The organism is Micromonospora sp. NPDC049274 (genome assembly GCF_040678875.1).
Lineage (GTDB): Bacteria > Actinomycetota > Actinomycetes > Mycobacteriales > Micromonosporaceae > Micromonospora.
Genome location: NZ_JBFAQS010000005.1, coordinates 56,772 through 70,806, shown reverse-complemented (window position 1 = coordinate 70,806; position 14,035 = coordinate 56,772). Strand labels below are relative to the sequence as shown.

Sequence of the window (14,035 nt, the reverse complement as noted above, 5' to 3'; positions counted from 1 at the left end):
CGGCGGCCGGCTCAGGGCCTGGCGGATCAGAGGTAGTTCTCCGCCTCGTCGCACACCTTGTCGAGGCCCTTCATGGCCGCGTTGTACGCGCTCCTGTTCCCGGCCGCCGCCGCACCCAGCGCGGTGGTCAGCTTGTCCAGGCAGCTCGCGATGACCTTCTTCTGCCGGGCCTGCTCGTCGCGGTCGTTGCGGGTGCCGGTCAGGTCCTGCTCGGTGTTGTCGAGCTTGTCCTGCATGGCCTGCAGATCGGTCTTGAGCTTCGCGATCTCGGTGGTGTTGGCCGCGATGGTCCCGTCGCGCTGGCTGACCTGAGCGGTGAGGCGCTTCTCGGTCCGGTTCAGCTCGTTGTTCTTGGTCACGAACAGCCCGGTCATCACCCCGCTGACCACGAAGAGCAGCGCCGCCACCAGGGCCAGCACCAGCACCGCGCGACCCCGGCGTGGAGTCGGGGCGGCACCGTACGGCGGCATCCCGGGCGGGCCCGACATCGGCTGCCCGTACGCCGGACCGGAGACCGGCGGCGCGGACATCGGCTGCCCGTACGCCGGACCGGACACCGGCGGCGCGGACATCGGCTGGCCGTACGCGGAGCCGGAGACCGGCGGCGCGGACATCGGCTGGCCGTACGCGGAGCCGGAGACCGGCGGCGCGGACATCGGCTGGCCGGCGTACGGCGGGGCGCTGGCCGGGGAGCCGTACTGCGTCTGCGGGGGGCCGTACTGCGGCTGCGCGGGCGCACCGTATTGCGGCCCGGCGTGGCCCGGCGCGTACTGCTGCGGCGGCGTGGGCTGGCCCGGCGCGTACTGCTGCGGCGCGGGCTGCCCGGCCGGGTACTGCACGGTCGGGTCGGTGCCGGCCGCGTGCCGCACCGTCGCATCCGGGTCGGGCGAGCCGGCCGGCGGCGTCGGGGTGGCGGGCGGGAGACCCTCCGGCCCGGTCGGTGGCTGGGACATTTCTTCCTCCAGGTGAGCAGGTCCCTCCGCCGGTAGGCGCGACGGACCGGATGCAGCGGTGGGGTCGTCCGAGGCCGAGGACCCGGACGGGTCGGGGACGACCGGGGAGGCCGTCGGTGGCGCGGGCGGCCGGGAGGCCAGGGGTGGCGCGGGCGGCCGGGAGGCCAGGGGTGGCGCGGGCGGCCGGGAGGCCAGGGGTGGCGCGGGCGGCCGGGGCCGCGGGTCAGCAGATCTTGAAACCGTCGCAGGCGACCTTGATCGGGATGGCGAGCCCGATGCCCTCGGCGTCACGCGCCTTGGCGGTGGCGATGCCGACCACCTGCTTGCTGCCGTTGATCACCGGGCCGCCGGAGTTGCCGGGGTTGATCGGGGCGTCGAACTGGATGGCCGGTCCGGAGCCGCCCTGCGCGGCGCGCAACGCGCTCACCACACCGGTGGTGACGCTGTCCTCCAGGCCGAGCGGAGCGCCGACGACGATGATCTGCTGCCCGGACTTCACGGCTGCGGGTGAGGTGACCAGGCCGGTGAACTTGCCGGTCGCCCGCAGGTGCGCCACGTCGTTGGCCTTGTCGACCTTGACGATGGTGGCCGGGAAGCGCTGGTCCGTACGCTCCAGGAAGACCTCCCGGCCGCCGCTCTCCCACACCGACTCGACGACGTGGAAGTTGGTGAACAGGTTGGTGCCACCGCCGGCCGCCGGCTTGCCCACCGCGAACGCGGTGCCGGTGAACTGGCCGGCCCGCACCCGGAAGACGCTGGGCAGCACGGCGCTGGCCACCGCCTCGGGGTTGAACGCCGCCCCGGCCTGCTTCTCCAGCGCGTCCGTGCGCTGTTCCAGGCCGTCGAGACGGGTGCCGTCGCCGTCCTGGGCCTGAGCGAGCCGGCGGTCGGTGGCGGCGAGTCGGTCGCCGAGTCGGTCGAGCTGATAGGCCTGCAGGCCGGCCACGGCGGCAAGCGCGACGACGAGCAGCGTGGCGAGCACGACGGGCCACCGACGTCGGGTGGGCCGCGCGGGCGGGGTGACGCTGGGCCAGCCGAGCTGACCGGGGTTACCGGGCTGACCGGGGTGACCCGCGGTGGCGAACGGCGGCGCGCTGGCCAGGTCACCGGCGGGCGGGTAGCCGCCGGCGCCGTACGACGTGGGAGCGCCAGGGGTGTACGCGCCGTGCGGCGCCGGCCCTGCCACGTATGGCGCCGGCCCCGCCGGGTACGGCGCGGCAGTGCCGTGAGCAGCCGCCGTGGGCGCGGCGGTCATGCCCGGGCCGGTGGGCACGGGCCCCTGGGGCGCCGCGCCCCACTGGCCGGCGTTCGGCGGGGCCACCCAGCCGGTACGGGGTGCCGGGATGGCCGCGGAGGGCTCGGCGTTCTGGCCCGGCGTGCCGGACCAGGTGGCACCGGCCTCCGGGTGTGGTTCGATGCGTGGCGGCAGAGGGCCCGGCCGATCGGGGGCCCGGCCGCTCACGTCGTCAGGCTCGGCGCCCATTGGCCGTACGTCCCCCGCGCCGAAGCCAGCCGTCATGATCATCTTGCCTTTCCCCGTGGTCTTTCGCTTGCGGCCACGACCCAGGATCACCCGAGCGGGGTCGGCGGCTCGATGGACCGTACCTGCGCGAACGGGCTTTGTCTCCCCCGATGTCCGGGATCCGAAAGGACACCTTGCGGACACCTGACCGACACACGCGGGACCGGCTGCGCACGCCGGATCACGGCGCGCACTAGGGTTGGCAGGTGACCGACGAACCACCCCTGCGCCGTCGGCCCGCCGAAGAACTCCCGGGACACGCACCCCAGCAGCCGCCGTCGGCCCAGCCGCAGCCGGCGGACGAGGGGCCCGACCCGACCGACGGTGGGCCCGTTCCGCTGACCGCCCCGCGCGACGGCACCCCCGATCCGGTGACCACCCCGGCCGAGCTCGCCGAGGTCGTGGCCCGGTTCGCCGCCGGCACCGGCCCGGTCGCCCTGGACGCCGAGCGCGCTTCGGGGTACCGCTACAGCCAGCGCGCGTACCTGGTGCAGTTGCGGCGCGCGGGCGCCGGCACCGCGCTGATCGACCCGCTGCCGCTGCCCGACCTCAGCACGCTGGACGCGGCGATCGGCGAGGCCGAGTGGGTGCTCCATGCGGCCAGTCAGGATCTGCCCTGCCTCGCCGAGGTGGGGTTGCGCCCGCGCCGGCTGTTCGACACGGAACTGGCCGCTCGGCTGGCCGGGTTCGAGCGGGTCGGCCTGGCGGCGCTGACCGAGCAGCTACTCGGATTCACCCTGGAGAAGCACCACTCGGCGGCCGACTGGTCGAGTCGACCGCTGCCCGAGTCGTGGCTGACCTACGCCGCGCTCGACGTGGAGATGCTCACCGACCTCCGCGACGCGCTCGACGCGGAGTTGGCCCGACAGGGCAAGTCGGCCTGGGCCGCGGAGGAGTTCGCCGCCCTGGTCCGGACGGGTGCCCGGCCGCCCCGGGTCCGGGCGGAACCCTGGCGACGTACGTCGGGCATCCACCGGGTGCGCGGGGCGCGGGCCCAGGCCCGGATCCGCTCGTTGTGGTACGCCCGGGACCAGATCGCGGCTCGGCGGGACGCCGCGCCCGGCCGGGTGCTGCCCGACTCGGCCATCGTCGCCGCGGCCGAGCTGGACCCGAAGGACGAGAAGACGCTGCTGACGCTGCCCGGCTTCGGGGGGCGGTCGGTCCGTCGGCTGGCCCGCACCTGGCTGGCCGCGCTCGACGACGCCCGGGAGTTGCCGGACGACGCGCTTCCGGCCACCCCGGCGGTGGAGGGCCCACCACCGCCGCACCGGTGGGCCGAGCGGGACCCGGTGGCAGCCGGTCGCCTGGCCCGCTGCCGGGAGGTGGTGGTCCGCATCGCGGGCGAGCACAACCTGCCCCCGGAAAATCTGATCACCCCGGATTCGGTACGTCGTCTGGCCTGGACCCCGCCGGAGGAGATCACCGAGGACGCGGTGGCGGAGACCCTGCGCGGCTTCAATGCCCGCGAGTGGCAGATCGCCCTGCTGACCCCCCAGCTGACCCAGGCCCTGTCCCCCAACCCCATTCCCTGACGGGTGTGGGGTGGGCCACAGCCGGGGGTCGGCAGCAGTTTGGTTACTGGCGAGTAGCATTCGGGGGAACGCGCCCATCGGCTAGGAGGCTCAAGTGCCCCGTGAAGTCCGGGATGTCGTCTTCGTCGACGGCGTCCGTACCCCGTTCGGCAAGGCGGGTGGCATGTACGCCAACACCCGCGCCGACGACCTGGTGATCCGCTGCATCCGTGAGCTGATGCGGCGCAACCCGCAGCTGCCTCCGGAGCGGGTCGAGGAGGTCGCCATCGCGGCCACCACCCAGATCGGCGACCAGGGCCTCACCATCGGCCGCACCGCCGCCCTGCTGGCCGGTCTGCCCAAGACCGTTCCCGGCTTCGCCATCGACCGGATGTGCGCCGGTGCCATGACCGCGGTGACCACCGTGGCCAGCGGCATCGCCATGGGCGCGTACGACATCGCCATCGCCGGTGGCGTCGAGCACATGGGTCGCCACCCGATGGGCGAGGGCGTCGACCCCAACCCGCGCATCATCGCGGAGAAGCTTGTCGACCCGTCGGCGCTGGTCATGGGCGCCACCGCGGAGAACCTGCACGACCTGGTCCCGCACATCACCAAGGCGCGCACCGACGCGTTCGCGCTCGCCTCGCAGCAGAAGACGGCGAAGGCGTACGCCAACGGCAAGCTCCAGGACGACCTGGTGCCGGTGGCCATCCGCGACGCCGAGGGCGGCTGGGGTCTGGCCGGAGTGGACGAGGCTCCCCGCGACACGTCGCTGGAGAAGCTGGCCACCCTGAAGACCCCGTTCCGCCCGCACGGCAAGGTCACCGCGGGCAACGCGGCGGGCCTGAACGACGGCGCCACCGCGAGCCTGCTGGCCGACGAGGCCACCGCCCGCGAGCTGGGCCTGCCGATCGCCATGCGGTTGGTGTCGTTCGGTTTCGTCGGGGTGGAGCCGGAGGTGATGGGCGTCGGCCCGATCCCGTCGACCGAGAAGGCCCTGCGCCTGGCCGGGCTCAGCATCGACGACATCGGCCTGTTCGAGCTGAACGAGGCGTTCGCCGTGCAGGTGCTCGCCTTCCTCGACCACTTCGGCATCGCCGACGACGACCCGCGGGTCAACCCGTGGGGCGGCGCGATCGCCATCGGCCACCCCCTCGCGTCGTCCGGCGTACGGCTGATGACCCAGCTGGCCCGGCAGTTCGCCGAGCACCCCGAGGTCCGCTACGGCGTGACCGCGATGTGCATCGGCATCGGCATGGGCGGCACCGTGATCTGGGAGAACCCGAACTGGGAGGGTGGCAAGTGAAGGCGCCGAACGAGGTCGTCACGAAGGCGCTGCTGCGCTCGGTGACCGTGCCGGGGCTGGACCGGCCCGCCGCCCTGATCACTCTGGACAACGGCTTCGACCACACGAAGCCGAACACCTTCGGTCCGGCCGGTCTGACCGATCTGGACGATGCCATCACGGCCGCGCTCGCCGCCGACCCGGCGTTCATCGCGGTCACCGGCAAGCCGTACATCTTCTGCGTGGGCGCGGACATCGTCGGCCTGCCGCAGCTCGCCGACCGCGAGCAGGCGCTGGAGATCGGCCGACTCGGTCACCGGGTCTTCGCCCGCCTCAAGGACAGCACCGTTCCCACCTTCGCCTTCGTCAACGGCGCGGCGATGGGCGGCGGCCTGGAGTTGGCGCTGCACTGCCACTACCGGACGCTCTCCGGTGGCGCGGCGGCGCTCGCCCTGCCCGAGGTCTCCCTCGGTCTGGTGCCCGGCTGGGGCGGCACCCAACTGCTGCCGAACCTGATCGGCATCCCCGCCGCGACCCAGGTGATCATCCAGAACCCGCTCATGCAGAACAAGATGCTCAAGCCGAAGCAGGCCGCCGAGATGGGCATCGCGGACGTGCTGCTGGAGCCTGCCGACTTCCTGGAGCGGTCCCTGGAGTGGGCCGCCGGCGTGGTGCGCGGCCGGATCACCGTGACCCGGCCCGAGGTCGACAAGGACATGTGGGCGGGCGTGCTCTACTTCGCCCGCGAGACGTTGAACCAGCGGCTGCACGGCGCGGTCCCGGCCGCGTACAAGGCGCTCGACCTGTTGGAGACGGCGAAGGACGGTGACTTCGCCGCCGGCACCGCCGCCGAGGACGAGGCCCTCGCTGACCTGGTCTTCTCCGAGGAGCTGCGCAGCGGGCTGTACGCCTTCGACCTGGTGCAGCGGCGGGCCAAGCGCCCGGCCGGCGCACCGGACAAGGGCCTGGCCCGCACGGTCACCAAGGTCGGCATCGTCGGCGCCGGCCTGATGGCCAGCCAATTGGCGCTGCTGTTCGCCCGCCGCCTCCAGGTGCCTGTCGTCATGAGCGACCTGGACCAGGCCCGGGTGGACAAGGGCGTCGGCTACGTGCACACCCAGATCGAGAAGGCCGTCACCAAGGGCCGGATGGACAAGGGCACCGCCGCCAAGCTGTACGGCCTGGTCAGCGGCACTGTCGACAAGAGCGCCTTCGCGGACGCCGACTTCGTCATCGAGGCGGTCTTCGAGGACCTGGGCGTCAAGAAGCAGGTCTGGGCCGAGCTGGAGAAGATCGTCTCCCCGGAGGCGGTGCTCGCCACCAACACCAGCTCGCTGTCCATCACGGAGATGGCCGCCGAGCTGGAGCACCCGGAGCGGGTGGTCGGCTTCCACTTCTTCAACCCGGTGGCCGTGCTGCCGCTGCTGGAGATCGTCCGGGGCGAGCGCACCGACGACGCCACCCTGGCCACCGCGTTCGCGGTCGGCAAGCAGCTCAAGAAGTCGAGCGTGCTGGTCTCCGACGCCCCGGCGTTCGTGGTGAACAGGCTTCTCACCCGCTTCCTGGGCACCGTCTTCGCCGCCGTCGACGCCGGTACGCCGCTGGACGTGGCGAACAGCGCACTGGATCCGCTCGGCCTGCCGATGCGCCCGCTCGCCCTGCTCCAGCTCGTCGGGCCGGCCGTGGCGTACCACGTGGGCGGCACCCTGCACGCCGCGTACCCGGACCGGTTCTCCGTCAGCGAGAACCTCAAGCGGATCGCCGACTCGGGCCAACCGATCGTGGTCGACGACCAGGTCAACGACGAGGTCGCCAAGCTGCTCGTCGTCGGTGACCAGCCGCTGACCGCCGAGCAGGTCCGCCAGAACGCGCTCGACGCGCTCGCGCAGGAGGTCCGGCTGATGCTGGACGAGGGTGTGGTCGCCGAGGCGCAGGACATCGACCTGTGCATGATCCTGGGCGCCGGTTGGCCGTTCCACCTGGGTGGTGTCACGCCGTACCTGGACCGGACCGGCACCAGCGAGCGGGTCACCGGGCGCCGGTTCCTGCCGCGCGGGGCGGCGAGCCTGCCCGCCTGAGGAAATCCCCGCACCACCGTCGCGGTGGCCGGACCGTCCCTCGTGGACCGGGCCGGCCACCGCGCTCGTTGGCGGTCACCGCGGGGCGCCGGACGAAACCGGCGCGGGCGACACCGCCGTCGGCACCGGGTTAGGATCACGCGCTTCGCACCCCGATCCTGGAGCTGACTGATGTCCCAGCCGCCGGCCAACCCCTTCGGCCCGCCGCACGATTCCCCTCCCCCGCAGCAGCCCGGCCAGCCGCCAGCGCCACCGCAGCCCGGTGGCTGGTCGCCGCCGCAGGGCCAGCCGCAGGGTGGCTGGCCGCCGCCGCAGCAGCAGGGCTTCCCGCCGGCTCAGCCGGGCCAGCCGTACGGCGACCCGAACCAGTTCGGCGGCCCACCGCCGGCCAAGAAGTCGAACGTCGGCAAGATCATCCTTATCGTGCTGGCCGTGGTGCTCGTGCTCTGCCTCGGCGGAGCGGCGATCGCCTGGTTCGCATTGAAGGACGAGGTGGGCGACGTCGTCGACGCCACCAAGACCCGGGTGGTCGCGCCGGCCACCCTCGCCGGGCGGGCCAAGAACACCGACCCGCAGTTGCAGTCGATCGCCGACCAGATGGTCACCTCGATGAAGGCCGAGGTGCAGAACGAGACCAGCACCGTCGGCGGGTTCTACGGCGATCCGACCAAGCAGGATCTCGTCATGATCACGGCGGTGTCCGGCGTGATGGCCGACCCGAAGAAGGAGCTGGACGAGGCCGTGACCGGGCTCTCCAGCGAACTGGCGGTGACCAACATGGCGGCGGTCGAGGCCGGCCCGCTCGGCGGCGACGCGCGCTGCGGTGACGGCAAGACCAACAGCGTGCCGTTGGGCGTCTGCATCTGGGCCGACCGGGGCAGCGTGGGCCTGGTGGTCATGTACTTCAAGTCGGCCGAGGAGACGAAGGCCGAGTTCGTCACCATCCGGGGGCAGATCGAGCAGCGCTCCTGACGCGTGCACGACCGGGCCCCGGCCACCCCTGCGGGTGACCGGGGCCCCGCCGATTCGATCATGGGACGGCAGCGGTGCCGCCGGCGCTAGACCGGCTCGCCCGTACCCGTACCCGTAGCCGCGGCCCGCGCCGCCGCTGCCGCCGCTCGCTCGGCCGAGTTGCCGAGTACGCAGAACTCGTTGCCCTCCGGGTCGGCGAGCACCACCCAACCTCCGCCGGTCGGGCTGACCTGATCGGCGACGAGCGTCGCGCCGATGCCGAGCAGCCGCTCGACCTCGTCGGCCCGGGACCGGTCGGCCGGTTCCAGGTCCAGGTGCAGTCGGTTCTTCACGGCCTTGCCCTCGGGCACGGCGATGAACAGCACCTCCGGTCCGCCCGGCGGCAAGAGCATCGCCTCCGGGTCGCCAGGGAAGTCGTCGGGATGCCGTGGGCAGTCGAAGACCTGCGACCAGAAGCCGGCGAGCGCGTACGTGTCGTGACAGTCGATGCTGATGTTGTGAATCGTCGAACTCACGGTTGGTCCTCCACAGTGGTGGTGGCGACACGTTCCCCGGCGCTGCGGACCACGCAGAACTCGTTGCCCTCCGGGTCGGCCAGCACCGCCCAGCCCGTCCCGTCGGCGTGCCGTCGGTCGGTCACCAGGGTGGCCCCGAGGCCGAGCACCCGCTCGATCTCCTCGTCCCGGGTCCGGTCGACCGGCTCCAGGCAGATGTGCAGCCGGTTCTTGGTCACCTTGTCCTCCGGCACCTCTTGGAAGAACAGGTTCGGCAGGGTCTCGTCCTGCGGCAGCACGGCCGCCTCCGGATCACCGGGGACGTCGTCGTCGTGCCGGGCGTAGCCGAGCACGGCCGACCAGAAACCGGCCAGGGAGTACGTGTCGTGACAGTCGAAGCTGATATTGCGGATCCGTGGATACACGGGTGGTCCCTCCATGGTGGGATGAGGACGCTCCGCTGCCCGGGGTCAGCCGGCGAAGACCCGGGGTGCGGAGTCATGACTGGTGGACATCGACGCACCCCCTCTCGTCTCGAGCTGACTCCGGCGATCTTGCCATCGGCCGAGCGCCGCGCGCAACCCCGTTTCAGCCTCCGGCGGCCACCGGGCCGGTCACCGCCGGGGCGTCCGCCGTCGGCAGGGTGACAGTCACCTCCAGGCCGCCGCCGGGCTGGGCGACCACCCGGACGGTGCCGCCGTGCGCCTGGCAGACCGCCCGGACGATGGACAGGCCCAGCCCGGAGCCGCGGGCCCCGGTGCGTTCCCGGCCACCGCGCCGGAACGGTTCGAACAGTCCCGGCACGTCGGCCTGGTCCACCTCGAAGCCGGTGTTGCCCACCACCAGCCACGAGCGCTCGCCGTCGGTGCCGGTACGCACCCAGAGCCGCCCGTGCAGGTGGTTGTAGCGGACGGCGTTCTCGATCAGGTTGCCGGCCAACCGGTCGAGCAGCCCCGGATCGCCTACCACCGGCGCGGATTCCAGCGACGTCTGCACGCGCAGGCCGATCCGCTCCACCTCCCGGCGCATCGCCGACAGCGCGTTGGCGGTGCCCGTCGCGAGGTCACACTCGGTGCGCCGACCCAGCCGCCGCCCGGTCTGGGCCTCGCTGCGGGCCAGCACCAGCAACGCGTCCACCAGGCCGTTCGCCCGCTCCGAGGCGTCGCGGACGACTGTCGCCATCCGGCGGTACTCGGCAGCGTCCGCGTCGTCGTCACTGAGCGTCACGTCGATCTCGGTCCGCATCACGGCGAGCGGGGTACGCAGTTCGTGCGAGGCGTTGGCCACGAACCGCTTCTGCGCCTCGAACGCGGACGCGATCCGGTCCAGCATCGCGTCGAACGTCTTGGCCAGCTCGGCCACCTCGTCGTCCGCGCCCGAGTAGCCGATCCGCTGGTCCAGGGTCGCCTCGCCGAGCCGCTGCGCCGTCGCGGTGACCTGGTGCAGGGGCCGCAGCGCCCGGCCGGCCACGGCGTACGCGCCCGCCACCCCGACCACGCTTATCGCCAACAGCGCGACCAGGCCCTTGGCCAGCAGCTCCCCGGAGGCGGCGTCGACCAACTGTCGCTGCCACTGCGCGGCATCGATCGTCCGGTTGTCGGACAGCACCACCACCGTGCCGGGCAGCAGCTCGTCGGTGGGCCGCAGCGCGTCGCGGACCAGCAGCCAGGCCAGCAGCACCAGGATCGCTCCCGCGCCGACCAGCAGCACCCCGTTGAGCAGCGTCAACCGCAACCGCAGGGTGGGTCGCAACCGGCCCAGCCGGCTCACGGCAGGACCTCGGCGGTGCGGTAACCCGCCCCCACCACCGTCTCGATCAACGGCGGATCGCCGAGCTTCCGACGCAGCGTCATGACGGTCACCCGGACAATGGTGGTGAACGGGTCGGTGTTGGCGTCCCACACCCGCTCCAGCAGCTCCTCGCTGGACACCACCGCGCCGCGGGCCTTGAGCAGCTCGCTGAGCACGCCGAACTCCTTGTTCGTCAGGTCCATGGGCACACCGGCGCGGGTGGCGACCCGCCGGGCCGGATCCAGCACCAGATCCGCCAGTTCGAGAACCGGGGGCGCGGCCGGGGTGGCCCGCCGGCCCAGTGCCTGCACCCGGGCGACCAGCTCGTCGAACGCGAACGGCTTGGGCAGGTAGTCGTCCGCCCCGAGCTGCAACCCCTCCACCCGGTCGGCCACGGTGCCGCTCGCGGTCAGCATCAGCACCCGGGTCAGCGCCCCGGAGGCGGCGAGGTCGGCACAGATCTGGTCGCCGTGCACGCCGGGCAGGTCGCGGTCGAGCACCACCACGTCGTACCGGGTGACGAACGCCGCCTCGTGGCCGGCGTCGCCGTCGTACGCCACGTCCACCGCCATGCCCCGTTTGCGCAATCCGCGCGCGATCGCGTCGGCGAGGTTGCGTTCGTCCTCCACCACCAGTACCCGCATCCCGGCCTCCTCGCTGCTGACCACCGACAACCTAGTGCCGGCGGGCAACAATCCTCCCTCGCCGCCCGCATCGACCCGCCGGTGGTCAGCGGGGCAACGACCACAGCCCGTACGCGCCGTCGTGGCGCCGGCAGAGCAGTCGCCCGGGGAGGGCCTGACAGTCCCCGGACGCGTCCGGCAGCACGTCCAGCAGCCGCGCTCGGCCATCGGTGACGTCCAGTTCGGCGACGAGCAGACCCCCGTCGGGATGACTGCGTACGCCGATCATCCGGCCGCCCTGGGCGGACCCGGCCAGCTCCCATCGACCCAGCTCGGCCAGCACCCGGCCGGTCGGTGGGTCGAGCACGACCAGGTCTTGCGCGCCGGGTCCGGCGCTGCTCACCGTGGTGGCCACGAGCCGACCGGCGTACGGCCAGACCCACCCCCAGCGGTCGCTCCCCCAGAGCTCCCGACCGGTGGCGGCGTCGAGCGCCCGCATTCCGCCGGAGCGGGTCTGCAGGCAGATGGCGATGCCGCAGTCCGACGCGTACATCGCATCGCCCGCGGGCACGCTCCACCGCTGGCGCAGGTCGTCGAGCCCGTAGGCGGTGGTCGTGGGCGACGGGCCACCGATGGTGAGCAGCAGGTCGTCCACCAGTTGCACGGACAGGCCGGACCCACCGGAGGCGGTGCCCAGGTCGGCGCGGGCCAGCACCACGCCGGTGGTCGCGTCGCGGACCTCGGTCGGGCCACTCGGGCGGGCGACAACCAGGCGGTCCACCCCGTGCTCGCCGTCGCGGAAGACGAACTCACCGCCGGGAGTGATCGGCACCTGCCAGCGCACGGTGCCGCAGCACGGGTCGACACCGCGCAGGGTGCCGGGTTGGTAGTCGCTGACCTGCGACCACATGAGGATGTTGCCGTCGGGGAGTGCGGCGGGGCTGCCGGGCAACTGCCAGCGGTACACCCCGGTCCGGCGGTCCAGCGCCATGGTGAGCGTCCCCTGCCGGTCCGGGCCGACCTCGTGGCCCGTGACCAGCAGAGCCTCGCCCTGCTGCGCAACTCCCCAGTACCGGCCCTCGGTCGGCAACGGCACCTGCCAGACCGGCTCGCCACCGGGCAGCCGGGTGGCGGTGATCCGCCGCTGTCCCGTCCTGCCGAGCGGCTCGACGAGGACGAAGAGGTCGTCCGAGACCAGCGCGTCGGCGCCGGGATCGGCCGGTAGCGTCACCACCTCGCGCCTGTGGAACGGCCCCGAACCGGCGAGGCCGGCCAGCAGCAGCACCAGGACCAGCGCGCACCGCAGGGGCCGCCAGTGGGCCGACGGTGGGCGGGGCAGCGGGTCGAGGTCCGGCCCGTGCCGCAGCTCCCCGAGGTCGATCACACCGCCGGTCATCGGGCCAACCGCCACAGGCCGGTCGAGCCGTCGAGGCGGCGGCAGAGCAGGACCGGCAGCGCGGCCTGGCACCCGCCCGCGACGTCCGGCAGCACGTCCAGGACGCGCGTCCCCCCGGTGCGCAGGTCCAGCGCGGCGACCACGAGCTGCCTGCCGGCCGACCGCACGCCGATCAGCTCGTCGTCGCGCCGCAGTGGAGCCACCAGCTGCCACTCACCCAGGTCGATGCGCTCCCGCCCGGTCGCCGCGTCGCGGACCGCGTACCGCTGGTCGGGCCCGGTCACCAGCAGCCGATCTCCCCGGATCTCGACAAACATGTCCGGACCCGGGTCGGCCCAGCGGACAGCGCCGGTGGCCGGGTCGATGGCCTGGATGCCGCCGGTCTGCTGGACCACGCAGAGCAGGTCGCCGCACGTGGTCGCCCAGGACACCAGCGGCACCGGGGACGTCCACACCGGATCGAGCCCGGGCAGGCCGTACGCGACCAGCCTGGTGCTGCCGGGTGGGACGAGGAGCACCAGATCGCCCACCACCTGCACCCGCTGGAACGCCGACCGGGCACCGGCCAGCGTGTCGACGTCGCGCAGCAGGCGGCCGGAACCGGCGTCGTACACCTGGACCTCGCCGGTCGGCCGGACGAGCACGAGCTGGTCGACCTGATCGGGTGGACCGTGGAGTTCGGGGCCGCCCGCGACCGGCACCGAGACCGTCCACTGGACGGCGCCGGTGTCGGGCGTCACCTTGCGCACCGCGCCGAACTCCTCGGACTCGTCGTTGACGAGGAGCAGGCCCCCGTCTGCCGTCCATCGGGCGACCCCGGGATGCCGCCAGAGCTGCCGGCCCGTCCCGGCGTCGAAGGCGGTCGTCTCGATCGGGCTGCTCGTGGCGCTGACGCCCGCTGCCAGCAGCAAGCCGCGTCGGGCCCACACGGCGAGATAGTCACCTGTGCGTGCCAGCGGCGTCCGCCACCGGCGCCGCACGACGCTGTCGTCGTTCGCCGTGGGCAGGGCATAGGTGGTCAGGTAGCGATCCCCGGTGGGCGTCGTCGCGTCGACGACGACGACGCTGTCCTCGGTGAGGTACGTCGAGGCGCCCGGCGCGGTCGGCACCGACGCCACCGCCCGCCTCGGCACCGGCGCCGCCCCGGCCAGCACGACGAGGGCCGCCAGTAGCACCGCCCCCGCCCGCAGTCGGCGACTGGCGGCGCGCGGTCGGCGGACCGTCGGCGGCGACTCGGGCTCGTCCCGGACCTCGCCCAGTTCGATGATCGACACGCCCGTCCCTTCCTCGCCGGTGGGGCCGACCGGAGGCGGCGGCCCCGGCAAACCGGCCGGGGGGCGTACCGGCCCGGCAAAAGCGACGCATCCCCGCCTGTACGATGGCGCGTCGTGGCCGTGCCGGTGGTAG

12 protein-coding genes are annotated in these 14,035 nt (G+C 73.2%); 4 read left to right on the top strand and 8 right to left on the bottom strand.

Annotated features, from left to right (window positions below; genetic code table 11):
• Positions 1–26 precede the first annotated feature (26 nt).
• Both AB0K10_RS11375 and AB0K10_RS11370 read right to left on the bottom strand, forming a co-directional pair.
• Positions 27–953 (bottom strand): hypothetical protein, encoded by a 927-nt coding sequence (locus AB0K10_RS11375; RefSeq protein ID WP_363682318.1) that lies wholly within the window; start codon positions 951–953, stop codon positions 27–29.
• 223 nt (positions 954–1,176) lie between these two features.
• Positions 1,177–2,436 (bottom strand): trypsin-like peptidase domain-containing protein, encoded by a 1,260-nt coding sequence (locus tag AB0K10_RS11370; RefSeq protein ID WP_363682917.1) that lies wholly within the window; start codon positions 2,434–2,436, stop codon positions 1,177–1,179.
• 245 nt (positions 2,437–2,681) lie between these two features.
• Here AB0K10_RS11370 and AB0K10_RS11365 point away from each other — a divergent pair, with 245 nt between their 5' ends.
• From AB0K10_RS11365 to AB0K10_RS11350, 4 genes are all read left to right on the top strand, one after another.
• Positions 2,682–4,007: a ribonuclease D gene (locus AB0K10_RS11365; protein ID WP_363682317.1), complete on the top strand. Its 1,326-nt coding sequence runs from the start codon at positions 2,682–2,684 to the stop codon at positions 4,005–4,007.
• Between the two features lie 94 nt (positions 4,008–4,101).
• Positions 4,102–5,295, top strand: a complete 1,194-nt coding sequence (locus AB0K10_RS11360; protein WP_363682315.1) for a thiolase family protein — start codon at positions 4,102–4,104, stop codon at positions 5,293–5,295.
• A complete protein-coding gene (locus AB0K10_RS11355; protein ID WP_363682313.1) occupies positions 5,292–7,352 on the top strand; it encodes a 3-hydroxyacyl-CoA dehydrogenase NAD-binding domain-containing protein in 2,061 nt (686 codons plus the stop codon). Before AB0K10_RS11360 ends, AB0K10_RS11355 begins: the two co-directional genes overlap by 4 nt.
• Positions 7,353–7,523: 171 nt before the next feature.
• Positions 7,524–8,324 (top strand): hypothetical protein, encoded by an 801-nt coding sequence (locus AB0K10_RS11350; protein WP_363682311.1) that lies wholly within the window; start codon positions 7,524–7,526, stop codon positions 8,322–8,324.
• 86 nt (positions 8,325–8,410) lie between these two features.
• Here AB0K10_RS11350 and AB0K10_RS11345 read toward each other — a convergent pair whose 3' ends face one another.
• The 6 genes from AB0K10_RS11345 to AB0K10_RS11320 all read right to left on the bottom strand — a co-directional run bounded on the left by AB0K10_RS11345 (position 8,411) and on the right by AB0K10_RS11320 (position 13,902).
• Positions 8,411–8,839 carry a VOC family protein gene (locus AB0K10_RS11345; RefSeq protein ID WP_363682309.1) on the bottom strand — a complete coding sequence of 143 codons (429 nt, stop codon included), beginning with the start codon at positions 8,837–8,839 and terminating at the stop codon, positions 8,411–8,413.
• Entirely contained in the window at positions 8,836–9,243 is a 408-nt protein-coding gene (locus tag AB0K10_RS11340; protein WP_363682307.1) for a VOC family protein, read from the bottom strand. The genes AB0K10_RS11345 and AB0K10_RS11340 overlap by 4 nt, the downstream gene beginning before the upstream one ends.
• A gap of 163 nt (positions 9,244–9,406) precedes the next feature.
• The gene (locus AB0K10_RS11335) at positions 9,407–10,588 is read right to left on the bottom strand and encodes a HAMP domain-containing sensor histidine kinase (protein ID WP_363682305.1); all 1,182 of its coding nucleotides are present in this window, start codon (positions 10,586–10,588) and stop codon (positions 9,407–9,409) included.
• Positions 10,585–11,253 (bottom strand): response regulator transcription factor, encoded by a 669-nt coding sequence (locus AB0K10_RS11330; protein ID WP_039907546.1) that lies wholly within the window; start codon positions 11,251–11,253, stop codon positions 10,585–10,587. Before AB0K10_RS11330 ends, AB0K10_RS11335 begins: the two co-directional genes overlap by 4 nt.
• 85 nt (positions 11,254–11,338) lie before the next feature.
• Positions 11,339–12,628, bottom strand: a complete 1,290-nt coding sequence (locus AB0K10_RS11325; RefSeq protein WP_363682303.1) for a hypothetical protein — start codon at positions 12,626–12,628, stop codon at positions 11,339–11,341.
• On the bottom strand, positions 12,625–13,902 hold the full coding sequence (locus AB0K10_RS11320; RefSeq protein WP_363682301.1) for a PQQ-binding-like beta-propeller repeat protein: 1,278 nt from the start codon (positions 13,900–13,902) through the stop codon (positions 12,625–12,627). Before AB0K10_RS11320 ends, AB0K10_RS11325 begins: the two co-directional genes overlap by 4 nt.
• Between the last annotated feature and the right edge of the window lie 133 nt (positions 13,903–14,035).

Excerpts from the sequence above, each read along its gene's own strand:
- AB0K10_RS11325 (WP_363682303.1), bottom strand. The coding sequence starts at position 12,628 with ATGACCGGCGGTGTGATCGACCTCGGGGAGCTGCGGCACGGGCCGGAC.
- AB0K10_RS11370 (WP_363682917.1), bottom strand. The coding sequence starts at position 2,436 with ATGGGCGCCGAGCCTGACGACGTGAGCGGCCGGGCCCCCGATCGGCCG.
- AB0K10_RS11330 (WP_039907546.1), bottom strand. The coding sequence starts at position 11,253 with ATGCGGGTACTGGTGGTGGAGGACGAACGCAACCTCGCCGACGCGATC.
- AB0K10_RS11375 (WP_363682318.1), bottom strand. The coding sequence starts at position 953 with ATGTCCCAGCCACCGACCGGGCCGGAGGGTCTCCCGCCCGCCACCCCG.
- AB0K10_RS11350 (WP_363682311.1), top strand. The coding sequence starts at position 7,524 with ATGTCCCAGCCGCCGGCCAACCCCTTCGGCCCGCCGCACGATTCCCCT.